This window comes from Vogesella alkaliphila, from assembly GCF_014652475.1.
Classification (GTDB): Bacteria; Pseudomonadota; Gammaproteobacteria; order Burkholderiales; family Chromobacteriaceae; genus Vogesella; species Vogesella alkaliphila.
The window spans coordinates 107129-132221 of record NZ_BMYW01000004.1 but is presented as its reverse complement, the minus strand read 5'-3'; the positions used below and the strand labels follow the sequence as shown (position 1 = coordinate 132221).

The following is a 25093-nucleotide window of genomic DNA, read 5'->3' as shown; positions in this document are numbered from 1 at the left end:
TGCGCTGATGCCCGCCTGGCTTGTCTCGTTGTTTCACAGCTACGGTTCGGACTTCTTCCGCTCCGCGGTGCTGGTCGTGGTGCTGCTGCTGGTTTACGGCAGCATCGTGCGCACCATTGCGGCCAACCCGCGGGTGCCGGTGGATACCCGTCGCCGCTGGATGATCAACATCCGCAACGCGATGATCATCATCGGACTGGCCGGCTTCGTCACCATCTGGGCGCGCGAGTTGCAGACCATCGCGCTGTCCATGGTGGCGTTCACCGCGGCGCTGGTGGTGGCGACCAAGGAGCTGCTGATGTGCCTGGGTGGCGGGCTGGTGCGCTCGATGTCGGGCAGCTACGAACTGGGCGACATCATCGAGATCGGCAGCATCCGCGGCCGGGTGATGGACATCACCATGCTCAGCACCACCGTGATCGAGATCGGTCCGCGTCACGACGCGCACCAGATCACCGGCCGCGCGCTGAGCTTCCCCAACAGCCTGCTGCTGAGCCAGCCGGTGGCGCGCGAGAACTTCACCGGCGACTACGTGATGCACATCATCACCATCCCGCTACCCTACAGCGTGCGCCCTGCCCGTGCCGAGCGCCTGCTGCAGGAGATCGCCGACGAGGCCTGTGCGCCGTATCTGGACGGTGCCCGCCGGCACATGGCGATGCTGGAAAGCAAGCTGCTGATGGACACGCCGTCGGTGGCGCCGCGCATCTCGCTGCAGCCGGCGAGCGAGAAGGAGTACCGCCTGATCGCCCGCATCGCGCTGCCACCGCGCGACCGGCAGCGCGTCGAGCAGGCCATCCTGCATCGCTTCATGTTCGAGTGCTTCCCGGAAACCGAACCGCACACGGCGGCGCCTGCCGCGGACTGACCATGCAAAAAACCCGCCTCAAGACCTACGACCGCATCGTGCAGGAGAGCCTGACCCTGTTCAACGAGCACGGCGAGCGCAACATCACCACCAACCACATCGCCGCCCACCTCGGCATCAGCCCCGGCAACCTCTACTACCACTTCCGCAACAAGGAAGAGATCGTCTACCAGATCTTCCTGCGCTATCGCGGCTTCATCACCGAGCGACTGGCCGTGCCGCAGCATCAGTCGATGGACATTGCCGATCTGGTCAACTACCTCGATACCGCGTTCGAGGCGATGTGGCGCTTCCGCTTCATGTTCTACGACCTGCCCGGGCTGATGGCGCGCAATCCGCAGCTGCAGCGCGACTACCACCAGTTCGTGCACAACGAGATGAAGGCGATCCTGGAGGGCCACTTCCGCGAGTTCATCCGCCTGGGTCTGCTGCAGATGGCGCTGGAGGACATCGAGGCGGTGTCGGTCAATGTCTGGCTGGTGGTGAAGTTCTGGTTCGCCTTCGAGCAGACCGCGCGCCCCAACGAGCCGATCAACGAGGCGTCCGGCCATCGCGGCGTGCGCCAGGTGCTGGCGCTGCTGAAGCCCTACGCCAGCCCCGAGTTCCAGCCCGCCTTCCAGCAGCTGCTGGCCCGCCAGCTGCGCGACTGAGCGGCGCGACAGCCTGAAACCACTGCGGCCAACCTTGTACAAGGTTGGCCGCAATGGTTTTGATGCGCCGGAATCGCTTAGCGCCTGTTCAAAGTCTCGCGCGCTCACGCGAGACAAGGCGAAAATGACTGAGGAAGCGGAGTTTACGTGGGGTAAATGAGTATTCCGAAGGCATTTTCAACGCCGTTTCGCCGAAGCGCAGCAGACATTGAACAAGCGCTTACAGCGTCAGGCTGCTGCCGCGCACCACCAGCTTGCCCTGCAGCACCACGATGCGCTGGCTGCGCTCCGGCTCGTCCAGCCGCTCCAGCAGCATCGCCATCGCGGTGCGGCCGATCTCGTTCACCGGCTGCTCCACCACGGTCAGGCCGTCGCCGAGCAGATCGGTCCACACCTCGTTGTCGAAGCCGACCAGCGCCACATCCTGCGGCCAGTGCAGGCCGGCGGACTTGAGTGCGCGCACCGCCCCCAAGAGCAGCACGCCGTTGCTGACCAGCAGCGCCTGCGGTCGCGCCGGCTCGGCCAGCCACTGCAGCACCGCCTGCTCCGCCGCCTCAACGCTTGGCGCCACGAAACGCGCCGGCGCGGCCAAACCGGCCTGCTGCAACGCCTCGCTGAAGCCGGCGTGGCGTTCCATGCCGGTGTTGCTGGTATTGCCGAACAGGCCGCCGATGTCGCGGTAGCCCTGCTGCAGCAGGTGGCCGACCAGCTGCGCGGCGGCGCGGCGGTTGTCCAGCACCACCGCGTCGGTGGCGGCGTCGGCGCTGACGCGGTCTATCATCACCACCGGAAAGCCCAGCGCCTGCGGATCGATGCTGGCCACCATCTGCCGCGTCGGCGCAAAGATCACGCCGGTGACGCGCTCTTCCTGCATCAGGCGCAGGTACATCGCCTCCTTGTCCGGGTTCTCGTCGGTGTTGCACAGGATCACGCGCATGCCGTTGCGGTAGGCCTCGTCCTCCACCGCGCGGCTGACCGCGGTAAAGAACGGGTTGCGGATATCCGACACGATCAATCCTATAGTGTCGGTGTGCTGCGAGCGCAGCCGGCGCGCCGCCAGATTGGGCCGGTAGTCCAGCCTGGCCATCGCCGCCTCGACGCGCTTGCGCACCTTGTCGCTGACCGGGCCGTTGCACAGCACCCTGGAGACGGTTGACGGGGACACGCCCGCCGCTGCTGCCACATCCTTGATCTTTGCCACTCGCCTGCTCCGGAATCGATTTCATCAGGCCGTGCTTGGCCCGTCTGACAATTTTGTCGAAATGTTAACACCAATCGTGCAACAAATATTGACACAAAAAGTGGTATCGATTTCAATTGCAGCCAGCGATACAGAAAAACACACCGGAGACAGGATGCCATGACCACCCAGATTATCCGCAACGAGCTGATCCAGCTTGGCGCCAGCGTTAGCGAAAAAACCATTGCAATCAAGGCTGCAGGCGAATTGCTGGCCAAGGCCGGCCGCATCGCCCCAGCCTACGTCGACAGCCTGCTGCGACGCGAAACCGTTGCCAATACTTTTCTGGGTCATGGCGTCGCCATTCCGCACGGCATGATCGAGGACCGCCACCTGATCAACGAAACCGGCATCGCCATCCTGCAGGTGCCGGAAGGCGTGGAGTGGAACCCGGGCCAGCGCGTGCACCTGGTGATCGCCATCGCCGCGCAATCCGACGAGCACATCGCGCTGCTGCGCCGCCTCACCCGCCTGCTGCAGGACGAGGCACGGCTGGGCGAGCTGTTCACCACCGCCGATCCGTACGCGCTGATCAGCGCGCTGGACGACAGCGCGGTGGCGCCGGCCGCGCCGCAAACCGCCGCCAGCGACCTGAGCCTGAGCCTCAGCTGGCAAATGAACTACCCCAACGGCCTGCACGCGCGACCGGCACGGGTGTGGACCGAGCAGGCGCGCCGCTTTGCCGCCACGCTGCAGATCCGCAACGGCAACGAGGTGGCCGACGCCAAGAACCTGATCGGCCTGCTGCAGATCGGCGCCGAGTTCGGCCACGAGCTGCACTTCTCCGCCGATGGCCCCGACGCCGCCGCGGCGCTGGATGCGCTGCTGGCGACCGCCAACCAGCTGACCGCGCAGGAGGTGGCCGACGCCGAAGCGGCACGCAAGGCCGCCGCCAACGCCAAGCGCCAGCACTGGCAGGCGCCGGGCAAGGTGCTGGCGCTGCGCGGCATCAGCGCCAGCCCGGGGCTGGTGATCGGCCAGGCGCGGGTGATGAAGCCGCAGGCGATCCAGGTGCCGGACATCCCGGCCACGCTGGGCTACGACGGCGACCTGCTGGAGGGCGCGCTGCAGGCCACCCGCGAAGAGCTGCAAACGTTGGCCGCAGACACCACCCGCCGCCTCGGCAAGACCGAGGGCAGCATCTTCCTGGCGCAGGCCGAACTGCTGTCCGACACCGACCTGATCACCCTCACCTGCCAGCTGATGGTGGAAGGCCACGGCGTGGCCTGGGCGTGGCACGAGGCGGTGCAACGCCTCGCCGACCGCCTGGCTGCGCTGGGCAACCCGCTCTTGGCCGCCCGCGCCACCGATCTGCGTGACGTCGGCCGCCGCGTGCTGGCACGACTGGCGCCGGACCTGAACCTGCTCGACAACAGCAAGACCCAGGGCCATAACGAGATCCTGATCGCCAACGACCTGGCCCCGTCCGACACCGCCACCCTCAATCCGAAACAGACGCTGGCGCTGGTCACCGCCCAGGGCGGCCCGACCTCGCACACCGCCATCCTGGCACGCACGCTGGACCTGCCGGCGGTGGTCGCCGCCGGTGCCGCGGTGTTGGACATCCAGGACGGCGCCACGCTGATCGTCGATGGCGACAGCGGCACCATCTACCTCAACGCCAGCGACGAAGACCTCGCCAGCGCGCAGCAGTGGCAGCAGGCGCAGCGCGACAAGCAGCAGCAGGCCGCCAGCGCCGCGCAGCAGCCGGCCGTCACCGCCGACGGCGCACGCCGGATCGAGGTTGCAGCCAACGTCAACCGTCCGGAGCAGGTCGCCGCCGCGCTGCAGGCCGGGGCCGAGGGCGTCGGCCTGATGCGGACCGAGTTCCTGTTCCTGGAGCGCGACGACGCGCCGGACGAGGAAGAGCAGTACCAGACCTATCGCGGCATGCTCGCTGCGCTGGACGGCAAGCCGCTGGTGATCCGCACGCTGGACATCGGTGGTGACAAGCAGGTGCCCTACCTCAACCTGCCACACGAGGAGAACCCCTTCCTCGGCGTGCGCGGCGTGCGCCTGCTGTTGCGCCGCCCGGACCTGCTGCTGCCGCAACTGCGCGCGCTGTACCGCGCCGCCAGCCACGGCCCGCTGTCCATCATGTTCCCGATGGTCAGCACCCTGGCCGAGGTGAAGGCGCTGCGCGCGCAGTGCGAACAGGTGCGCGCGGCCCTGAATGCGCCGGCGGTACCGCTGGGCATCATGGTGGAAGTGCCGGCCGCCGCCACCATGGCCGACCGCCTCGCCGAGCACGTCGACTTCTTCTCGGTCGGCACCAACGACCTGACGCAGTACGTGCTGGCCATCGACCGCCAGCATCCGGAACTGGCGGCGGAAGCCGACAGCCTGCACCCGGCGGTACTGCGCCTGATCGCGCAGACCGTGGCCGGCGCCGATGCCCACGGCCGCTGGGTCGGCGTCTGCGGCGGCATGGCCGGCGATCCGCTGGGCGCGGCCATCCTCACCGGCCTCGGCGTGACCGAGCTGTCGATGAGCCCGCGCGACATCCCGGGCGCCAAGGCCAGCATCCGTGCGGCCAACCTTGCCGAGCTGCAGCAGCTGGCACGGCGCGCCCTCGATTGCGACAGCGCCGCCGAAGTGCGCACGCTGACCGGAGCCACAGCATGAGCGCAACGGTCATCACCGTGACACTGAACCCGGCCATCGACCAGACCGTCACGCTGGACGCGCTGCACCCCGGCGCGGTCAACCTCGCCGGCGCGGTGCACGCCAACGCCGGCGGCAAGGGCGTCAATGTCGCCAGCTGCCTCGCCGACTGGGGGGTGCCGGTGATCGCCAGCGGCCTGCTCGGCCGCGACAACGCCGCGCCGTTCGAGAACCTGTTCGCCGACAAGGGCATCCGCGACGCCTTCATCCGCGTCGCCGGCAGCACCCGCACCAACATCAAGCTGGTCGACCGCAGTACGCTGGACACCACCGACATCAACCTGCCGGGCATGACGGCCAACGAGGAGGCGCTCGACCGCCTGCAATTGCTGCTGGACGAGCAGGCCGACGCCGACCGCTACGTGGTGCTGGCCGGCAGCCTGCCCGCCGGCATCGGCGACGACAGCTGGGCGCAATTCTGCCGCCAGCTGCGCAGCCTCGGCGCCCGCGTGCTGCTCGACAGCAGCGGTGCCGCGCTGCAACGGGCACTGGCGCTGCCGCCGGACGAGCTGCCGTGGCTGATCAAGCCCAACCAGCACGAGCTGGAACAATACCTTGGCCGCAAGCTGGCCAGCCGCGACGAGCTGGTCGCCGCCGCCCGCGAGCTGCAACAGCGCGGCATCGCGGTGGTGGTGGTGTCGCTGGGCAGCGACGGCGCCCTGCTCTGCTGCGGCGACGGCTGCTGGTTCGCCGAGCCGCTGACGCTCAGCGACATCCACAGCAGCGTCGGCGCCGGCGACGCGCTGGTTGCCGGGCTGGTGGCGGCGCTGAACGCGCAGCTGGCGTGGCCGGAGGTGCTGCGCCTGGGCATGGCCTTTGCCGCCGCCAAGCTGGGACAGTTCGGACCCAATCTGCCGTCACGCCAGGAGGTCCGCCAGCTGGCGGAGCGCATCCAGGTCAACCGCATCACCGAGTAAGCAGCGCGTACGTCACATAAGCCGATCCGGCACACACAAAGAGGAGATTCACCATGTCCACCATTCTGGCCATCATCGCCTGCCCGCAGCGGGTAGCGCAGGGCCAACTCGCCGCCGAGGCGCTACGCAAGGCCGCCACCCAGGCCGGCCACCAGATCAGCATCGAAATCCGCAATGCGCAGGGCGTGCAGGGCCTGCTGGACGGCAACCGCATCGCCGGCGCCGACGCGGCAATCGTAATTGCCGAAGGTGACGCCGACCTGGCCCGCCTGGGTGGCAAGGCTGCGCACAACTCGTCGCTGGAAGCGGTGCTGGCCGATGCCGCCGCGGTGATCGGCAAGGCGCTGGGTGCGCATGCGCCGGCGACCACGCTGCGCATCGTCGCCATCACCTCGTGCCCGACCGGCATCGCGCACACCTTCATGGCCGCCGAAGGCCTGACCCAGGGCGCGCAGCAGCTGGGCCACCAGATCAAGGTCGAGACCCAGGGCTCGGTCGGTTCGCAAAACGCGCTCACCGCCGACGACATCGCCGCGGCCGACCTGGTGGTCATCGCCGCCGACACCCAGGTCGACCTGTCGCGTTTCGACGGCAAGCGCGTGTTCAGCAGCGGCACCAAGGCCGCCATCAATGACGGTCAGGCGCTGATCAAGCGCGCGCAGGTCGAGGCCCGCGCACACGCCGCCAACGGCAAGGCCGCCGCCAGCGCTGCGGCCAACGTTGCCACCGCGTCGGAACGCAGCGGCGCCTACAAGCATCTGATGACCGGCGTATCCTTCATGCTGCCCTTCGTGGTCACCGGCGGCCTGCTGATCGCGCTGGGCTTCGCGCTGGGCGGCATCTACGTTTACGAGGACGCGTTCAAGGGCACCCTGGGCTGGACCCTGTTCACCATCGGCGCCAAGGCTTCGTTTGCGCTGATGGTGCCGATCCTGGCCGGCTACATCGCCTACTCCATCGCCGACCGTCCCGGTATCGCGCCGGGCATGGCCGGCGGCATGATCGCCAGCGCCATCGGCTCTGGCTTCCTTGGCGGCATCGTCGCCGGTTTCATCGCCGGTTACGCGGTGAAATACCTGAACGAGAAGATCCAGCTCGGCCGCAACTTCGACGGCCTGAAGCCGGTGCTGATCCTGCCGCTCTTGGGCACCACCATCGTCGGCCTGCTGATGTACTACGTGCTGGGCCAGCCGGTGGCGGTGGCGCTGGGCGTGGTCACCGACTGGCTGAAGGGCTTGCAGGGTTCCAGCGCGCTGGCGCTGGGCATGATCCTCGGCGGCATGATGGCGTTCGACATGGGCGGCCCGATCAACAAGGCGGCCTACACCTTCTCTACCGGCCTGCTCGCCAGCCAGGTGTACGCGCCGATGGCGGCGGTGATGGCCGCCGGCATGACGCCGCCGCTGGGCATCGCGCTGGCCGCGCTGCTGTTCAAGAACCGCTTCTCCGCCGACGAGCGTGAAGGCGCCAAGGCCGCCGGCGTGCTGGGCATCTCCTTCATCACCGAAGGCGCGATTCCGTTTGCCGCCAAGGACCCGCTGCGCGTGATTCCGGCGCTGGTGGCCGGCTCGGCGCTGGCCGGCGCGATCTCGATGGCTGCCGGTTGCGAACTGCGCGTGCCGCACGGCGGTGTGTTCGTGCTGCCGATCCCGAACGCGGTGACCAACCTCGGCATGTACCTGGTAGCACTGGCGGCCGGTACCGCGCTGACCGCCGTGCTGCTGGGCGTGCTGAAGAAGGCGCGCGCCGACTGAGCCCCCTGTAACGATTACTCTCCCTTGCTTGCGTGTTGCAGCCGGGCTGACCGCCAAACGCGGTCAGCCCGTTATTTTATTGGCTATGCTCCAGACAGGGGCGGCGCACCGGCACGACCTGTGCAACAGAAAACTATGACCCGCCTGTTTAAGAACGCATAATTGGCACCATATGGCATGGATTGCCATCTCAGATCCGGCTGCCGGCCGCTCCGTTCGTGCCTGCAGCAGCCACCCACCACTGGTGCGCACTACCCCGCGTGCCGTAGCCACGCCACAGGAGATCCTGCGTGAGTAACGACAGCCAAAAAAACGATGCCGTAACCCAGTACAAAACGCCGGCATCGACCCGCATCCGCGAGCGTATCCGCCAGTCGCGGCAGCGTTTCCACGCCAATGACAATATCGCCGCCTTCATCGAGCCGGGCGAGATGGAAGAGCTGCTGGACGAGGTGCAGGACAAGATGAAAGCGGTGCTGGAAAGCCTGGTCATCGACACCGAGAGCGATCACAACACCCAGGACACCGCGCGCCGCGTCGCCAAGATGTACCTCAACGAGGTGTTCAAGGGCCGCTACATCGCTGAGCCGCCGGTCACCGAGTTTCCCAACGCCGAGCACCTCAACGAGCTGATGATCGTCGGCCCGATCACCGTGCGCAGCGCCTGCTCGCACCACTTCTGTCCGATTCTCGGCAAGCTGTGGATCGGCGTGATGCCGAACGAACACTCCAACCTGATCGGCCTGTCCAAGTACGCGCGCCTGGCGGAGTGGACCATGAGCCGCCCGCAGATCCAGGAGGAAGCCGTTATCCAGCTGGCCGATCTGCTACAAAACAAGATGAACCCCGATGGCCTCGCCATCGTGATGGAAGCCGACCACTTCTGCATGAACTGGCGCGGGGTGAAGGACATGGAATCGAAGATGATCAACAGCGTGATGCGCGGCTCGTTCCTGAAGAACCCGGACCTGCGCCGCGAGTTCCTGGCGCTGCTGCCCAACAAGAAAGCCTGAGGAAACCGTCATGCTCGTTCGCCTGCTCTACGCCAGCCGCGCCGCCCAGCCCTACAGCGCGGAAGTGCTCGACAGCATCCTGGCCCAGTCCCACAAGCACAACCCGGAGCGCGGCCTGACCGGCATCCTGTGCTATAGCGGCGACATCTTCATCCAGGTGCTCGAAGGCGGCCGCGCCGAGGTGTCCTCGCTGTACAACAGTATCGTGCGCGACCCGCGCCACCAGAATGTCGAGCTGCTGCACTTCGAGGAAATCCGCGAACGCCGTTTCGCCAACTGGACCATGGGCCAGGTCAATCTGGCCAAGGTCAATCCCTCGCTGTTGCTGCGTTTTTCCGAAAAGCCGCAGCTCGATCCGTTCAGTGTGCGCGGCTCCGCATCGATGGCGCTGCTGGAGGAGCTGATCGCCACCGCCGCCATTGTCGGACGCTGTCACTGAATCGCCAGGCCTGCCCCATGGAGCAGGCCTTTTTTGTGCGCACCGGCAACAGTGCGGTGCAGCACCAATTGCCAAAATTCTGTCAAACGTGTAATACAGTAGCAATGTGCAGCCGCTCTAATCGGCAGCACCGTCCAGTAGACAATTCGGAGAAACGCCATGGCACGCTTTCATCCCAGATCCGATTTCGTACAGGTCCGCGCCGAGATGCGCAGCAATGAACTGACCGGCAAGCCGATGCCGCGCACCAGCCCCAGCGACATCCGCAATGCCAACGCCCGGCGCGAGATCGAGCGCCGCCGCCTGGAGCGCGAGTCGCGCGAACAGTAGCCGGCAAAAAGGCGCCTGAACCATCAGGCGCCTTGTTTTTTAGAGTGTCGTGTCGGCTTAGCGTGTCTGGCGCCAGCCGTTGTACAGCGCCAGCAGCAAGGTCGACAGCAGGAAGGCACCGACCCAGAACGGCATCGACTGGCCGAGGAAAGTCCAGTCGATCTGCGCACACTCGCCGCTGCCCTTGAACACCTTCTCCAGCACCTGGGTCATCGGCAGCGTTTCCAGCATGTAGTCCAGCCCCGGCCCGCACGCCGGCACCTGCTCCGGCGGCAGGTGCTGCAGGTACACCTGCCACGCCGACACGCTCCCCCCGGCCACCGCCGCCACGGCGATCAGCAGCGACCACACTTTTGCGGCCAACCCTTGCGGGTTGAAGATGGCAGCCAGCAGCGCCAGGCTGCCGACGGCGATCACGCCGATGCGCTGGAAGATGCACAGCGGGCACGGTTCCAGCTCCAGCACATACTGCGCATACAGGGCATAGCCCATCGCGACGGCACACATTGCCGCAATCACGCCATACAGCTGGCGTCGCGTCAGAAAACTCATTGATGACCCCTTGGTAGTAACCCTGCCGCCAAGACGGCGGCACGGGAGTGAATCGGACTAGCGTCCGGACAAAAAATTCATGATCTCGTTCTTTTTGGCAAACGCATCCTTGTAGCCCAGCTCGACCAGCTCCTTGCCGTACGGCGGGTGGAACAGCAAGTAACTGGCCAGTGTCGAGCCGCGCTGGCGCATGGCACCGGCGCCGCGCAGCAGGAAGCGCATCGTCGCCGGGAAGCCGTCGAAATGGCGGTGGGCGATGCTGTCCAGCGATACGCTGGGCGAGATGTGGAACACCTCGATCCGCTTCAGCGCGGTGCTGTGGTGGCGGGCGTGCTCGTCCAGCAGCGACACGGTGTGGTTGACGCGCGCCAGCCGCTCCATGTCCGCCGACATGCTGTCGATGAAGATGCTGTCCAGCAGGTGGCCGAAGATCTGCGCGAGGCTGGGTGCAGCCGTCTGCTGGGCCTGCCGCCGCTCCTGATGGCTGACCAGGTTGATCACGAACAGCTTTTGCGCGCCAAGGTGCAGTGCCGGCGATAGCGGCGCCATCTGGCGGATGGCGCCATCGCAGTAGTGGCGGCCGTCCACGCGCGCGGAGGGAAACAGCAGCGGGATCGCCGAGGTCGCCATCAGGTGCTCGATACTGAGACGCTCACGTTGGCCGCAACGCTGGTGGCGATGCCACGGTTCGACCTGTTCGCAGCCTTCGAAGAAGCTCACCGACTGGCCGGTGGTGTAGCAGGAGGCGGTCAGCGACAGCGCGCGCAGCGCGCCGCTCTGGATGGCGGTATCGATGCCCTCCAGTTGCACCGTGCGCGTCAGGTAATGGTGCAGCGGGCGGTTGTCGAGGAAGCTCGGTGGCGTGTGCACCAATTTGCCGCCGGTCAGCAGCGAACCGCCCCACTGCAGGAAGGCCTTGACGAAGTATGGCGCGTCAACGCGATAGACGTCCTGCACCCGCACCGACTGCCACATCCGCACCAGGTGCGCGGTGGTGCGGCGGAAATGCTGCGCGCCGGCGGCAAGGCCGACGGCATTGATGGCACCGGCAGAGGTGCCGCTGACGACCTGGAACGGGCTGGCCGCATGGCGCGGCAGCATGCGCGCCACCGCCATCAGCACCCCGACCTGATAGGCTGCCCGCGCGCCACCGCCGGCCAGCACCAGACCTACGACAGGTTTTGTCATGTCCTGCCCCCTTGTCGAAACACGCCCGTCTGCGGGCGCCAAAACGGATGCCGCACCGGGGGCGGCATCATTAGGTTTGCGCTTGTTGGTTCGCGCTTAGCCCTCGCCTGCCACCATCATCGACGACAGCAATACCGAGCCGATATGACGGCTGCCGCGGCGGTCGACGTCGTCGCCGACGGCATCGATCTGCCGCAGCATGTCGCGCAGGTTGCCGGCGATAGTCAGCTCTTCCACCGGGTAGGCGATGACGCCGTTCTCGACCCAGAAGCCGCTGGCGCCGCGCGAATAGTCGCCGGTCACCATATTGATGCCCTGCCCCATCAGCTCGGTGACCAGCAGGCCGCTGCCCATGCGCTGCAGCACCGCGTCCAGGCCGCCGGTCAGCGTCGGCTGTACCGCCAGGTTGTGCGGGCCGCCGGCGTGGCCGGTGCTTTGCATGCCCAGCTTGCGCGCCGAGTAGCTGCCGAGGAAATAGCCCTGCAGCACACCGTTGTCCACCAGCCGGCGCTGGTGGGTGGCGACGCCCTCGTCGTCGCAGCAGCCGCTGGCGAGGCCGCGCAGCACGAACGGGTCTTCGTCGATGGTGATGATGTCGGCGCAGACTTTGGTGCCGAGCGAATCGAGCAGGAAGCTGGACTTGCGGTACAGGCTGCCGCCGCTGACCGCCTGCACTAGGTGGCCGAGCAGCGAGCCGGCAATCGGCGCCTCGAATACCACAGGGTACAGCCCGGTCTTGATGCGGCGGCCGTCGAGACGGCGCACGGTGCGCTCGCCGGCGATGCGGCCAACGTTGGCCGCAGACAGCAGGTCGTCGGCGCAGCGCGCGGCGCTGTACCAGTAGTCGCGCTGCATGCTGTCGCCGCTGTCGGCGATCACCGCCGCCGACAGGCTGTGGCGCGAGGTGGTCTGGCTGCCGATGAAGCCGTGGCTGTTGGCGTAGCAGTGGCGGGTGGCGTGGGTGGACACGGTGCCGCCTTCGGAATTGCGGATGCGGGCGTCCACCGCGCGCGCGGCGGCCTCGCACTCGCGCGCCAGCTCGATCGCGGTTTCCACCGGCAGGTCCCACGGGTGGTAGAGGTCGAGATCGCGATCCTGCTCCGCCTTCATCAGCAGCGCCGGATCGGCCAGCCCGGCGCAATCGTCGGCGGCGGTATAGCGCGCGATGTTCAGCGCGGCGTTGACGGTGTCCTGCAGGGCGGCGTCGGAAAAGTCGGAGGTGCTGGCGTGGCCCTTCTTCTGGCCCAGATACAGCGTGACCGACACGCCCTTGTCGCGGTTGTACTCGATGGTCTCCACTTCCGCCAGGCGCACTGACACGCTGTGGCCGCAGCCTTCGGAAATGTCGGCCTCCGCGGCGGTGGCGCCGCCGGCGCGCGCCAGCTCCAGTACTCGGCTGGCGATGGACTCCAGCTCGGGCGAGCTGTAGGAAAAAATCTGTTCTGACATGGCTGCCTTCTTCATCTGTCAACGATAGCACCACGGAAAGGCACGGTGATCGGCCGTGGCTTGTGCTTTTCCGGTATCATACCAGCTTGAAACCGTAACCAAGCCTTACCATGCCTGAATACCATAATGATGGCGCTGATGCGCTCCCTGCCAGCAAATCGCAACGCAAACGCGACATGGATGCGCTGCAGGACATCGGTCGCGCGCTGACCGAGCTGCCGGCCGCCAAACTGAAGAAAATGAATCTGGACGACGGCCTGCTGGTCGCCGTGCTTGATTTCCAGAAAATCACCGCCAACGGCGCCAAGCGCCGCCAGCTGCAGTACATCGGCAAGCTGATGCGCGACATCGACCCGGAGCCGATCGAGCAGCAACTGGCCGCGCTGCGCGGCGATTCCAGCGCCCACACCCGCTGGCTGCACCTGCTGGAACGCTGGCGCGAACGGCTGGTGGAAGACGACAGCCACGTGCAGCAGCTGATCAACGACTTCCCGCAGCTGGACGTGCAGCAGCTGCGCACCATGGTGCGCAATGCCCGCAAGGAGCGCGAGGAAAGCAAACCGCCCAAGGCCAACCGTCAGTTGTTCCAGCTGCTGAAAGAGCTGATTCCGGAACAGGGCAAGCCGGCCAACAGCGGTGACGAACAAGACGACACGCAGGACGAGTGAACATGAGCATCAAGATCGGTCTGGTTTCCATCTCTGATCGTGCCAGCCAGGGCATCTATGAAGACAAGGGCATTCCGGCGCTGCTGGACTGGCTGAGCCTGGCCATCGCCACGCCGTTCAGCACCGAAACCCGGCTGATCGCCGACGAGCAGCCGCTGATCGAGGCCACGCTGCGCGAATTGGTCGACGACGTCGGCTGCCACCTGGTGCTCACCACCGGCGGCACCGGCCCGGCGCCGCGCGATGTCACCCCGGAAGCCACGCTGGCGGTCGCCGACCGGGTGATGCCTGGCTTTGGCGAGCAGATGCGCCAGATCAGCCTCAAGTTCGTACCGACCGCAATCCTGTCGCGTCAGGTGGGCGTGATCCGCAAGCAGAGCCTGATCCTGAACCTGCCCGGCCAGCCGAAGGCCATCCGCGAGACGCTGGAAGGCCTGCGCGATGGCGAGCAGGTGCTGGTGCCCGGCATCTTTGCCGCGGTGCCCTACTGCCTGGACCTGATCGGTGCGCCCTGGCTGGAAACCCGCGACGCGGTGGTCAAGGCCTTCCGTCCGAAATCCGCGGTCAAGCCCGGCACATGAGTTATTGCCCGCCGCGCTGGCTGCTTGGCAGTCACCTGCAAACCATCTGGCCGGCGCTGTTTCTCAAATCGCAACCCCCGGCCTATCGCCGCGAGGTCTGGCCGACGCCGGATGGCGGCGAGATCGCCGTCGACCATGTCGATGGCGATGCCGGTGCGCCGCTGGTGGTGCTGTTCCACGGCCTGGAAGGCAGCAGCCATAGCCACTACGCCAGCGCGCTGATGCACGCGGTCAAGGCGCGCGGCTGGCGTGGCGTGGTGCCGCACTTTCGCGGCTGCGGCGGCCAGCCCAATCTGCTGCGCCGCGCCTACCACGCCGGCGATGCCGCCGAGGTCGACTGGATACTGCAGCGACTGGCGGCCGGTAATACCCTGCTGTTCGTCGCCGGCGTGTCGCTGGGCGGCAACATGCTGCTGCGTTACCTCGGCGAGCACGGCGCCCGTGCGCTGCCACAAGCGGCGGCGGCGATCTCGGCGCCGCTGGATCTGGCCGCGGCCAGCACCTGTCTCGACCGCGGCTTCGGGCGCCACGTCTACACCCGCATGTTCCTCAATACGCTGAAGCCAAAATCGCTGGCCCAGCTGGCGCAGCACCCGGACCTGTTCGACGCCGCAGCGGTACGCAACAGTAAGACCTTCGTCGAGTTCGACAATCTGGTCACCGCGCCGCTGCACGGCTATCGCGACGTGCAGGACTACTGGCGCCGTGCCAGCAGCAAGCCGCTGCTGAAGGACATCGTGCGGCCAACCCTGGTGCTGAATGCGCGCAACGATCCGTTTCTGCCGGTGTCGGCGCTGCCCGGCAACGGCGAAGTTAGCCCGGCGGTGACGCTGGAGCAGCCGGAGCACGGCGGCCACGTCGGTTTCGTCAGTGGCCGCTTCCCCGGCCACCTGCAATGGCTGCCGCAACGGCTGCTGACCTTTTTCGATCTTCACCTGCCGAGCAGTACCGGCACCGACTGAAAGACAATCCGCATGTCCGACATTCTCAACAAAATCTGCGCCACCAAATTCGAGGAAGTGGCCGCCCGCTCGGCTCGGCAGTCGCTGGCCAGCGTGCGCGCCGCCGCCGAGGCCAAGCGTGGCGATCACCGTGACTTCGTCGCCGCCATCCGCGGCAAGCACCAGCAGCAGCTGGCGGCGGTGATTGCCGAAGTGAAAAAGGCCAGCCCCAGCAAGGGCGTCATCCGCGCCGACTTCGATCCGGCCGCGATCGCCCGCAGCTACGAGGCGGCCGGCGCCGCCTGCCTGTCGGTGCTGACCGACGCGCCCTACTTCCAGGGGCACGAGGACTACCTGATCGCCGCCCGAGCCGCCTGCAGCCTGCCGGTGCTGCGCAAGGACTTCATGGTCGATCCGTACCAGATCTACGAAGCGCGCGCCATCGGTGCCGACTGCATCCTGCTGATCGCGGCGGCGCTGAGCCTGTCGCAGATGCAGGATTTCGAGGCGCTGGCCCACGAGCTGGGTATGGCGGTACTGGTGGAAGTGCACGACGCGGCGGAGCTGGAAGCGGCGCTGCAGCTAAGCACGCCGCTGGTGGGCGTCAACAACCGCAACCTGCGCACCTTCGAGGTCAACCTCGATACCACGCTACAATTGCTGCCGATGATCGGCAAGGACCGCATCGCCGTCACCGAAAGCGGCATCGTCACCCGTGACGACGTGCAGCGCATGCGCGATCACGAGGTGCACACCTTCCTGGTCGGCGAAGCCTTCATGCGTGAAAGCGATCCTGGCGCCGCACTGCAGCAGCTGTTCGCCTGAGGCGCAACACGACAACACAAACCGGCTCCGCGAGAGCCGGTTTTTTTTGGGCGAACCGCCTGGATTCGGCGGCGCTGCCGGCGAACACTTTCTCCCGTACTGGATGGTAACTGGCGCGCAAGCCAAAGCGCTCAGTGGTGGGGTTTTCGTGAGCCACCGGCGCGGCCTTCCGTGCGGGCAGTGCCTTGCGGCCAACGTTGGCCGCAAGGTCACGGCTAGGCTGGTGGCGCGGCGGCTTCGCCAGTGGCTACCACTACCCCACCATCGGCCTCCGTCGCAGCGGCCGCCCCCTCGCCCGTCGGGACCGCTGTTGCCGTGCTGGCCTGCTGCAACAGCTGCCACACCTCCTCGCGGCTGCTGATCGCCCGCTCCAGCCGTTCGTTCAGCACCGCCAGCAAGCGTTCCTGTTCCGCGATTCTTGCCTGCAGTCCCGCCGCGGTCTGCGCCTGCCGCGCACTCTCCTGTTCCTGCTGCCGCAAGGCGCGGCTGGCGGCCAGCAGCTCGGCGCCGGTACGGGCGCTGTCCTGATACAGCCGCGTCAGCTCGTCCTGCTTGACGATCAAGGTCTGGCCAAGGGTGCGCAGCTCGGCCTGCAGTTGCTGCACCTGCTGTTCGTGGCGGCGCTGCTCCTGATCGCGCTGCTCCTTTACCGACTGGCGATAGTGCTCCAGCGCCTCGCGCGCGTGCAGGTGCTTTTCCTCCAGCGATGCGCGGTGCGCCTGGTTTTCTGCCAGCCGTTCCTGCAGGCCGACGATCTGCTGTTGTTGCTGGCCGTCGCGCAGTTGTGCCGCCTGCAGTGCCTCGCGGGCGGCGGCGTGCTGCTGCTGTTCGGCTGCCAGCGCTTGGCTCAGCTGCTGCAGCTGTTGCTGGCAAACCTCGGCTTGCGCGGTGGTCTGCGCCAGCTGTTCGCGACACTGCGCCAGCTGTGCGGCCGACTCCGCCGCCATCGCGGCAATGCGCTCGTCGGCCTCTTCGTGCAGGCGGGCGGCCAGCCGGCCGACCAGCTCCTGGATTGCCTCGCTGACGGCGATCTTCGCGCCGCTGCCGGCGCCCTCTTCTTCTTCCAGCTCTTTCAGGTAGCGGTGAATGGTGGTCTTGGAGCCGGTATTGCCGAGCTCGGCACGGATGGCGTCAATCGACGGATTGCGCCCCTGCGCCAGCAGATTGTCCCGTGCACGCAGGACTTCTGATTTGTAGATGCCGCTTCTGGCCATACTGTGCTCCGCTGAAATTTGATACGTATTACGTACCATGATAATACATACCATTATGTAAGTTTAAAATTATTAAATGACAAAAATAAAAGGCGTGATAATCACGAATTATCACGCCTTGATATGATTTGGCCTCAGAAATCAGCCCAACCCCGTACGTTTCACCGCTGGGCCGCTCATCGTCGTCAAAATGGCCTCGAAAAATGCGTGACACCCACGGCGACCATCCGTTCTGCCTGGTTACCACCGTTGCGGCCAACCTTGGCTTGCAGCCGTCGCCGGCAACGGCGGGCCACGCTGCTATAATTCGCCGCCGGCCCTGCCGGCTGCAGCAGCAAGGCCGCAACACAGACCTCCGCCCGCCACCTCCCGAGTCCGTCGTCTCCATGGAAAAAATCGCCCGCTACCTCGCCGCTGCCACTCGCGACAACACGCGGCGCAGCTATGCGGCTGCCATCCGTCATTTCGAGGTGGAATGGGGTGGCTTTCTGCCGGCCACCGCCGACAGCATGGCGCGCTACCTGGCGGAGCACGCCGAGACGCTATCGGTGAATACGCTGAAGCAAAGGTTGGCCGCACTGGCGCAGTGGCACCTGCAACAGGGTTTTCCCGATCCGACCAAGGCGCCGGTGGTGCGCCAGGTACTGAAGGGCATCCGCGCGCTGCATCCGGTACAGCAGAAACAGGCGCTGCCGCTGCAGATCCGGCAGCTGGAACAGCTGCTTGCCTGGCTGGATGGGGCCATCGAGTTGGCGATACAGCAGCAGGATCACGCTACCCGCCTGCGCTGCCGCCGCGACAAGGCCTTGCTGCTGCTGGGGTTCTGGCGCGGATTTCGTGGCGACGAGCTGCTGCGGCTGCAGATCGAAGACATCGAGATCGTCGCAGGCGAGGGTATGAACTGTTTCCTCGCGCAATCGAAGGGCGACCGCCGGCTGCAGGGGCGCGTGTTCCGCGTGCCGCAGCTGTCGCGGCTCTGCCCGGTCAGCGCCTACGGCGAGTGGCTGGCCGACAGCGGGCTGCGCGAGGGCGCGGTGTTTCGCGGCATCAGCCGCTGTGGTGTGGTGGGCGAACAAGGCCTGCACATCAACAGCCTGATCCCGCTGCTGCGCCGCCTGTTTGCCGTCGCCGGCCTGGCGGAGGCGGCGCGCTTCAGCGGCCACTCCTTCCGCCGCGGCTTTGCCAACTGGGCCAGCGCCAACGGCTGGGATGTCAAGACGCTGATGGCCTACGTCGGCTGGAAGGATATCCAGTCAGCGATGCGCTATATCGACGCCGCCGATCCGTTCGCGCGGGAGCGCATCGAAAACAGCCTGCCGCCGCCAGCCTTGCCGCCATCGGCGGACTGAGCCGGCGCGCCGGCAACAAAAAAGCGGACACCGGAGTGTCCGCTTTTGACCGGCAATATTGCCGCTTAGCGCGATTTGACGAACGGTACCCCGATCGCCTTCGGTGCCACCGCGCGGCCCATGAAGCCGGCCAGCAGCACCACGGTCAACACGTACGGAATCGCCTGGATGAAGGCGTCCGGGATGCTGCCGATCAGCGGCAGCTCCGAGCCTTGCAGCCGGATCTGGATCGCGTCGGTAAAGGCGAACAGCAGGCAGCCGGACACCGCTGCCCACGGCCGCCACTTACCGAAGATCAGCGCCGCCAGCGCGAGGTAGCCCTTGCCGGCGGTCATGTCCTGGATGAAGGCGCCGGTTTGCGCCAGCACCAGGTAGGCACCGGCCACGCCGCACAGCGCGCCGCTGATGCTCTGCGCCAGATAGCGCACCAGCTTGACGTTGATGCCGGCGGCGTCGGCGGCGTGCGGGTTTTCACCCACCGCGCGCAGGCGCAGGCCGAAACGGCTCTTGTATACCACCCAGCTCACTACCACGATTACCAGCACGGCCAGATACACCAGGATGTTGTGGCCGAACAGCGCCTTCAACGGCGCCGAGGCGGCAATGGCGTCGGCAAACGGCAGCTCGACGCTACGAAAGCGCGCCGCGTCGTCCAGCGTCGGGGTGCGGCCGCCCTGCTGGTACCAGGCCAGCGCCAGTACCGGCGTCAGGCCGGACACCATCATGTTGAGCGCCACGCCGGAAATCAGCTGGTTGCCGTTATAGCCGATCGACACGATGCCGTGCAGCAAGGCCACCATCACCCCGGCGACCATGCCGGCGGCGAGGCCGGCCCACGGCGACTGCATCATGTAGGCGACGCAGGCGGCGGCAAACGCGGCGGCCAGCATCTTGCCCTCCAGCGCCAGATCGACGATGCCGGAGCGCTCGGAAAACAGGCCGGCCAGCGCCGCCAGTACCAGCGGGGTGGCGACGCGGATGGTGGCGTCCAGCACACTGAAAAAGCTGTCCATGTCAGTGTCTCCTTATCGTTTCGTCATCTGTTTGAATGCCAGCGCCAGCGGCGTCTGGAACAGGTTTTCCAGCGCGCCGCAGAACAGGATGATCAGGCCCTGGGTCAGGATGATCATCTCGTGGGTGATCGCCGGTTTCTCGAAGGACAGGTCCAGGCCGCCCTGGGTCAGTGCGCCGAACAGCAGTGCCGACAGCAGGATGCCGAACGGGTGGTTGCGCCCCATCAGCGCCACCGCGATGCCGACGAAGCCGATGCCGTTGGTGAACGCCAGGTTCATGCGGTGGGTGGAGCCGAGCAGCTCGTTGACCGCCGCGAGGCCGGCCAGCGCGCCGGAGAAGCACATCGCCACGATGATCACCTTCGATACCGGCATGCCGGCGTAGCGCGCCGCCTTCTCGTTGAGGCCGACGGTGCGCAGCGTATAACCCCAGTGGCTGCGCCACACCATCAGATAGAACAGCACCAGTGCCAGCAGCGCGAGGAAGAAGGTCGCGTTCAGCGGCGTCTGCGGCAGCTCGACGCCAAGGTTGGCCGCAAGCTCGTGCAGCATCGGGATCCACGCCGATTCGGCGAACAGCCGGGTCGCCGGTGTCTGCGAGCCGGGCATGATCAGCTTGTCGACCAGTAGCCAAGTCATCAGCGCACTGGCGATGAAGTTGAACATGATGGTGGTGACCACGATGTGGCTGCCACGCTTGGCCTGCAGGTAGCCGGGAATGAACGCCCACGCCGCGCCGAATACCATCGACGCCAGCAGCGCCAGCGGGATCACCACCCAGCCGGGCAGGAAATCCAGTCCCAGGCAGACCAGCGTCACGCCGAGGCCGGCGAGGTACATCTGCCCCTCGCCGCCGATGTTGAACAGGCCGGCGTGGAACGCCGCCGCCACCGCGAGACCGGTGAAGATGAAGCTGGTGGTGTAGAACAGCGTGTAGCCGATGCCTTCCGGATAACCGAAGGCGCCGTTGATCATCAGTTGCAGACATTCGACCGGATCTTCGCCGATCAGCGTGATCACCAGCCCGGACACCAACAGTGCCGCGAACAGGTTCAGTACCGGCATCAGCCACAAGGTGGCCCAGCGCGGCAGGTTACTTGGCTGGCTCATTTATGCCCCCCCATCAACAGGCCCAGTTCGGTGGCCGTGGCTTGCGCCGCCGGCAGCTCGCCGCTGACGCGACCGGCGTTCATCACGATGATGCGGTCGCTCAGCGCCAGGATCTCGTCCAGCTCCACCGAAACCAGCAGCAGCGCCTTGCCGGCATTGCGCAGTGCCATGAGTCGTTTGTGTATGAATTCGATGGCGCCGATGTCGACGCCCCGTGTCGGCTGGCCGATCAGCATCAGCTGCGGATCGCTGTCGATCTCGCGCGCCAGGATCACCTTCTGCTGGTTGCCGCCAGAGAACAGGCCGCTGCGACGGAAGGCGTTGGCCGGGCGCACGTCGAACTCGCTGATGAAACGGCGGCAGCGTTCGATGATGGCCTTGCGGTTGAACAGCAGGCCGCGCTGGATCGCCGGATCGTCGTGATAGCCGAGGATCGCGTTCTCGAAGGTGGAGAAATCCTTGACCAGCCCTTCGCGCGAGCGGTCTTCCGGTACGTGGGCGATACCGAGACGACGGTAGGCAGCCGCCTTCGGCTCGCGCGTCTGCAGCGTGGTCAGCTCGGTGCCGTTGTATCGCACCGAGCCGGCGCTGGCCTCGCGCATGCCGGACAGGATTTCCAGCAGCTCGGACTGGCCGTTGCCGGAGACGCCGGCGATGCCGACGATCTCGCCCGCGTGCAGCTCGAAGCTGACGTCGTCCAGCAGCTTGACCCCGCGCGCGTCGGTCAGCGACAGATTGCTCACCTGCAGCACGGTCTTGCCGAGCCTGGCCGGCGCCTTGTCCAGCTGCAGGTTGACCTTGCGGCCAACCATCAGGTCGGCAAGGTCTTCCTTGCCCACGTCGGCGGTGACGACATTGCCGACGATCTCGCCGGCGCGCATCACGGTGACGGCGTCGGTGATGTCCAGCACCTCGCGCAGCTTGTGGGTGATCAGCAGCACCGTCTTGCCCTGTGCCTTGAGCAGGCGCAGGATGCGGAACAGGTCGTCCGCCTCCTGCGGCGTCAGCACCGCGGTCGGTTCGTCGAGGATCAGCACGTCGGCGCCGCGATACAGCGCCTTCAGGATTTCCACGCGCTGCTGCTCGCCCACGCCCAGCTCGCCGACGATGGCGTCCGGATCGACCTGCAGGCCGTAGTCGCGGTTCAGCGCGGCCAGGTGGTCGCGGGCGGCCTGCAGGCTCTGCTTCAGCGCCACGCCCTGCTCGGCGCCGAGCACGATGTTTTCCAGCACGGTAAAGGTGTCCACCAGCATGAAGTGCTGGTGCACCATGCCGATGCCACGAGCGATGGCGTCGTGGCTGTTGCGGATGCGCACTTCCTGCCCGTTCAGGCGGATGCTGCCGGAGTCGGCCTGGTAGTAGCCGTACAGGATGCTCATCAGCGTGGACTTGCCGGCCCCGTTTTCGCCGATGATGCCGTGGATGCTGCCCTTGGCGACGGCGAAGGAGATGTTCTTGTTGGCGTGGACTTCGCCAAAATACTTGTTGACGCCAGTCAGCTCGATAGCGAGTTCGGCCATATTGATTCAGCTCTCGATCAACACTCATCCCGGCATGGCCTGCAAAACGGCAGCACACGAAAGAGCGCGGCAAGCAGGAAACCTGCTTGCCGCGCGGGTCGTCCGGGATTCAGACGATTAATAAAGAATGGTTACTGCACCGGGCAGCTGTTGCCGGCACGGTAGTCGACCACCTTGATCTTGCCGGCCACGATGTCTTTCTTGGCCTGGCTGATCTTGGCTTCCATGTCCTTGGAGATCAGCTTGCGGTTGTTGGCGTCCACCGCCCAATCCACGCCGCCTTCCTTCAGGCCCATGGTCACCAGGCCCGGCTTCCAGCTGTTGTTCTTGCCGGACATGAAGATGTCGTAAACGGCATTGTCGACGCGCTTCAGCATCGAGGTCAGCACGAAGCCCGGGAACAGGTGGTTCTGGTTGGAGTCCACGCCGATGCCCAGCTTGTTCTTGTCCTTGGCCGCCTGCAGCACGCCCATGCCGGTGCCGCCGGCCGCGTGGAAGACCACGTCGACGCCACGGTCAAACTGGCTGCGCGCCAGCTCGCCGCCGCGGGCCGGGTCGTTGAACGACTGCGGCGTGGTGCCGGTCATGTTGGAGACCACTTCCACCTTCTTGTTGACCGCCTTGGCGCCCTGGGCGTAGCCGCAACCGAAGGCGCGGATCAGCGGCACGTCCATGCCGCCGATGAAGCCGACCTTCTTCGACTTGGAGGCCATGCTGGCCGCCATGCCGACGAGGTAGGAGCCTTCCTGTTCCTTGAACACGATCGACTGCACGTTGGCGCCCTTGGCCACGTCGTCCACGATGGTGAACTTCACTTTCGGGAACTCGGCGGCAACGGTCTGCACCGCCTGGGTGAAGGAGAAACCCACGGCCACGATCAGGTCGACGTTGCGACGCGCCAGGTTGCGCAGCACCTGCTCTTTTTGCGCTTCATTGGCGATCTGGGCTTCGCGGTAGGCGATGCCGGTGGTTTTCTTGAAGCGTTCGGCGCCGGTGTAGGCCGCTTCGTTGAAGCTCTTGTCGAACTTGCCGGCCTGGTCGTACACCACGGCCGGTACAAATGCCCAGCTTGCGGATGCCGTCATCAGCATGACAGCAGCGGCAATACCCCGTTTTTTGGAAATTTGCATGAGATGTTTCCCTCAATGTGCGTGTAGTTACAACGAACGGATCATGGTAACCATAATCGGTTTGGCATGGACGCGCCATTCGTTGTGCATGCCGGCGACCGGGGTGCCGGCGTCAGCCGGCCGCCGCCCGATTCGCGACAGGGGCGTGATTATAAGCACAGTCACAAAAAGTTATTAGCAAAAAAAGGGCCAGTCGCTGCAGATTACGCGCAATGCGTAAAACGGCGCGGCCGGCGCGCCACATTCACAAGGCCAATTGCGCGCAAAGTGTAGACAGCGCGCTGCACACCGACTGCTGGCGGATGGCGGCGCGATCGCCGGCAAAGTGTTGCGTGTATGTCAGTGGTTGCGGCAGTGCCAGCCCGGCCAGCGCGAAACAGACGGTGCCGACCGGCTTGTCGGCGCTGCCGCCGTCGGGGCCGGCGATGCCGCTGACCGCCAGCGCCCAGTGGCAATCGGCCAGCCGCAGCGCACCGCTGGCCATCGCCGCTACCACCGGCTCGCTGACCGCGCCGTGCTGCAGCAAGAGCTGCGGTGGCACGCCCAGCAGGCGCTGCTTGGCGTCATTGCTGTAGCTGACGATGGCCATGTCGAACCAGCCGGAACTGCCGGCGATGGCGGTAATCGCCTGCGCGATGCCGCCGCCGGTGCAGGACTCGGCGGTGGTCACCTTTTCGTCGCGCGCCAGCAGCAGTTCGCCAAGGCGGCTCGCCAGCTGAAATTCATCCATGAAAGCGCTCCCGGAAGTGTTGCATCAGGCCGCTGGTGGAGGCGTCGTGGGGGGCGGAGGCCTTGCCGTCCATCTCCGCCAGCAGCTGTGCGGCCAACTGCTTGCCGTACTCCACGCCCCACTGGTCGAAGGAATTGACCCCCCAGATCACGCCCTGCACGAACACCTTGTGCTCGTACAGCGCCAGCAGCATGCCTAGTGTATAGGGGGTCAGCCGGTCGAGCGCCAGGGTGTTGGACGGCTGGTTGCCAGGAAACAGCTTCTGCGGCAGCAGCATGTCCAGCTCGTCGCCCGGCAGGTGCGCCAGCTCGCGCAGCACCTCGGCCTCGCTTTTGCCGCGCATCAGCGCCTCGGTCTGCGCCAGGCAGTTGGCCACCAGCACGCGATGCTGGTCACCCTGCGGGTAGTGCGAGTTCAGCGGCAGGATGAAGTCGCAGGGCACCAGGCGCGTGCCCTGGTGCAAGAGCTGGAAGAAGGCGTGCTGACTGTTGACGCCCTCCTCGCCCCAGATCACCGGGCCGGTGTCGAAATCCAGCCGCTCGCCGCAGCGGCCGACGCGCTTGCCGTTGGATTCCATGTCCAGCTGCTGCAGGTGCGCCGGCAGGCGGCGCAGCCCGTGGTCGTAGGGCATGATGGCGTGGGTGTGCGCGCCATAGAAGGTGTTGTACCAGATGCCGAGCAGCGCCAGCAGCACCGGCATGTTGCGCGCGAACGGCGCGCTGAAGAAGTGTTCGTCCATCGCCGCGCCGCCGGCCAGGAACTGGCGGAACTGCTCGGGCCCGATCGCCAGCATCACCGGCAGTCCGATCGCCGACCATACCGAGTAGCGGCCGCCGACCCAGTCCCAGAAGCCGAACATGTTGGCCGCATCGATACCGAAGGCCTGCACCGCCGGGCGGTTGGTCGAGATCGCCACGAAATGCCGCGCCACCGCCGCGTCGCCGGCGG

24 protein-coding genes are annotated in these 25093 nt (G+C 66.1%); 13 read left to right on the top strand and 11 right to left on the bottom strand.

The window, feature by feature from the left end:
- The first annotated feature begins 7 nt into the window (after positions 1–7).
- Positions 8–868 (top strand): mechanosensitive ion channel family protein, encoded by an 861-nt coding sequence (locus tag IE100_RS07830; protein WP_189373549.1) that lies wholly within the window; start codon positions 8–10, stop codon positions 866–868.
- Positions 869–870: 2 nt separating this feature from the next.
- A complete protein-coding gene (locus IE100_RS07825) occupies positions 871–1518 on the top strand; it encodes a TetR/AcrR family transcriptional regulator (protein ID WP_189373548.1) in 648 nt (215 codons plus the stop codon).
- Positions 1519–1738: 220 nt separating this feature from the next.
- Here the strand turns inward: IE100_RS07825 and IE100_RS07820 are convergent, their stop codons facing one another.
- Complete coding sequence (locus IE100_RS07820; protein ID WP_268245218.1) at positions 1739–2701, bottom strand: LacI family DNA-binding transcriptional regulator; 963 nt, start codon at positions 2699–2701, stop codon at positions 1739–1741.
- A 177-nt stretch (positions 2702–2878) separates the two neighbouring features.
- Between IE100_RS07820 and ptsP the strand changes: the two genes are divergently transcribed.
- The 6 genes from ptsP to IE100_RS07790 all read left to right on the top strand — a co-directional run bounded on the left by ptsP (position 2879) and on the right by IE100_RS07790 (position 9875).
- Positions 2879–5383: a phosphoenolpyruvate--protein phosphotransferase gene (gene ptsP, locus IE100_RS07815; protein ID WP_189373546.1), complete on the top strand. Its 2505-nt coding sequence runs from the start codon at positions 2879–2881 to the stop codon at positions 5381–5383.
- Positions 5380–6339, top strand: coding sequence for a 1-phosphofructokinase (gene pfkB / locus IE100_RS07810; protein WP_189373545.1), 960 nt, complete (start codon positions 5380–5382; stop codon positions 6337–6339). Before ptsP ends, pfkB begins: the two co-directional genes overlap by 4 nt.
- Before the next feature lie 53 nt (positions 6340–6392).
- A complete protein-coding gene (locus IE100_RS07805) occupies positions 6393–8093 on the top strand; it encodes a fructose-specific PTS transporter subunit EIIC (RefSeq protein WP_189373544.1) in 1701 nt (566 codons plus the stop codon).
- A 290-nt stretch (positions 8094–8383) separates the two neighbouring features.
- Positions 8384–9106 (top strand): GTP cyclohydrolase I, encoded by a 723-nt coding sequence (folE, locus tag IE100_RS07800; protein WP_189373543.1) that lies wholly within the window; start codon positions 8384–8386, stop codon positions 9104–9106.
- Between the two features lie 10 nt (positions 9107–9116).
- On the top strand, positions 9117–9545 hold the full coding sequence (locus tag IE100_RS07795) for a BLUF domain-containing protein (protein WP_189373542.1): 429 nt from the start codon (positions 9117–9119) through the stop codon (positions 9543–9545).
- Between the two features lie 159 nt (positions 9546–9704).
- Positions 9705–9875 carry a hypothetical protein gene (locus IE100_RS07790; RefSeq protein ID WP_170152108.1) on the top strand — a complete coding sequence of 57 codons (171 nt, stop codon included), beginning with the start codon at positions 9705–9707 and terminating at the stop codon, positions 9873–9875.
- Between the two features lie 57 nt (positions 9876–9932).
- On the opposite strand, the gene IE100_RS07785 is transcribed toward IE100_RS07790, so the two are convergent.
- The 3 genes from IE100_RS07785 to pmbA form a co-directional block, all read right to left on the bottom strand.
- Positions 9933–10427 carry a disulfide bond formation protein B gene (locus IE100_RS07785; protein WP_189373541.1) on the bottom strand — a complete coding sequence of 165 codons (495 nt, stop codon included), beginning with the start codon at positions 10425–10427 and terminating at the stop codon, positions 9933–9935.
- 57 nt (positions 10428–10484) lie between these two features.
- A complete protein-coding gene (locus tag IE100_RS07780) occupies positions 10485–11615 on the bottom strand; it encodes a patatin-like phospholipase family protein (protein WP_189373540.1) in 1131 nt (376 codons plus the stop codon).
- A gap of 96 nt (positions 11616–11711) precedes the next feature.
- Complete coding sequence (gene pmbA, locus IE100_RS07775; RefSeq protein WP_189373539.1) at positions 11712–13064, bottom strand: metalloprotease PmbA; 1353 nt, start codon at positions 13062–13064, stop codon at positions 11712–11714.
- A gap of 110 nt (positions 13065–13174) precedes the next feature.
- Here pmbA and yjgA point away from each other — a divergent pair, with 110 nt between their 5' ends.
- Genes yjgA through trpC form a run of 4 tightly spaced genes read left to right on the top strand, consistent with a single transcriptional unit; the run spans position 13175 to position 16079 of the window.
- Positions 13175–13732 (top strand): ribosome biogenesis factor YjgA, encoded by a 558-nt coding sequence (gene yjgA, locus IE100_RS07770; protein WP_189373538.1) that lies wholly within the window; start codon positions 13175–13177, stop codon positions 13730–13732.
- A gap of 2 nt (positions 13733–13734) precedes the next feature.
- On the top strand, positions 13735–14313 hold the full coding sequence (mog, locus tag IE100_RS07765) for a molybdopterin adenylyltransferase (RefSeq protein WP_189373537.1): 579 nt from the start codon (positions 13735–13737) through the stop codon (positions 14311–14313).
- Positions 14310–15275 carry a YheT family hydrolase gene (locus IE100_RS07760; protein ID WP_189373536.1) on the top strand — a complete coding sequence of 322 codons (966 nt, stop codon included), beginning with the start codon at positions 14310–14312 and terminating at the stop codon, positions 15273–15275. The genes mog and IE100_RS07760 overlap by 4 nt, the downstream gene beginning before the upstream one ends.
- Before the next feature lie 12 nt (positions 15276–15287).
- A complete protein-coding gene (gene trpC / locus IE100_RS07755) occupies positions 15288–16079 on the top strand; it encodes an indole-3-glycerol phosphate synthase TrpC (RefSeq protein ID WP_189373535.1) in 792 nt (263 codons plus the stop codon).
- Positions 16080–16294: 215 nt separating this feature from the next.
- On the opposite strand, the gene IE100_RS07750 is transcribed toward trpC, so the two are convergent.
- Positions 16295–17293 carry a DNA-binding protein gene (locus IE100_RS07750; RefSeq protein ID WP_189373534.1) on the bottom strand — a complete coding sequence of 333 codons (999 nt, stop codon included), beginning with the start codon at positions 17291–17293 and terminating at the stop codon, positions 16295–16297.
- A 386-nt stretch (positions 17294–17679) separates the two neighbouring features.
- Here IE100_RS07750 and IE100_RS07745 point away from each other — a divergent pair, with 386 nt between their 5' ends.
- Positions 17680–18642, top strand: coding sequence for a site-specific integrase (locus tag IE100_RS07745; protein WP_189373533.1), 963 nt, complete (start codon positions 17680–17682; stop codon positions 18640–18642).
- Between the two features lie 65 nt (positions 18643–18707).
- Here IE100_RS07745 and IE100_RS07740 read toward each other — a convergent pair whose 3' ends face one another.
- The 6 genes from IE100_RS07740 to pgi all read right to left on the bottom strand — a co-directional run.
- On the bottom strand, positions 18708–19655 hold the full coding sequence (locus IE100_RS07740; protein ID WP_189373532.1) for an ABC transporter permease: 948 nt from the start codon (positions 19653–19655) through the stop codon (positions 18708–18710).
- 12 nt (positions 19656–19667) lie between these two features.
- Positions 19668–20765: an ABC transporter permease gene (locus IE100_RS07735; protein ID WP_189373531.1), complete on the bottom strand. Its 1098-nt coding sequence runs from the start codon at positions 20763–20765 to the stop codon at positions 19668–19670.
- On the bottom strand, positions 20762–22285 hold the full coding sequence (locus IE100_RS07730) for an ABC transporter ATP-binding protein (protein ID WP_189373530.1): 1524 nt from the start codon (positions 22283–22285) through the stop codon (positions 20762–20764). The genes IE100_RS07735 and IE100_RS07730 overlap by 4 nt, the downstream gene beginning before the upstream one ends.
- A gap of 131 nt (positions 22286–22416) precedes the next feature.
- Positions 22417–23370, bottom strand: a complete 954-nt coding sequence (locus IE100_RS07725; protein WP_229800279.1) for a BMP family lipoprotein — start codon at positions 23368–23370, stop codon at positions 22417–22419.
- A 289-nt stretch (positions 23371–23659) separates the two neighbouring features.
- Complete coding sequence (locus IE100_RS07720) at positions 23660–24145, bottom strand: CinA family protein (protein WP_189373528.1); 486 nt, start codon at positions 24143–24145, stop codon at positions 23660–23662.
- Positions 24138–25093, bottom strand: a 956-nt coding sequence (pgi, locus tag IE100_RS16420; protein WP_229800278.1) for a glucose-6-phosphate isomerase, incomplete at its 5' end; no start/stop codon positions are given. The genes IE100_RS07720 and pgi, both read right to left, overlap by 8 nt.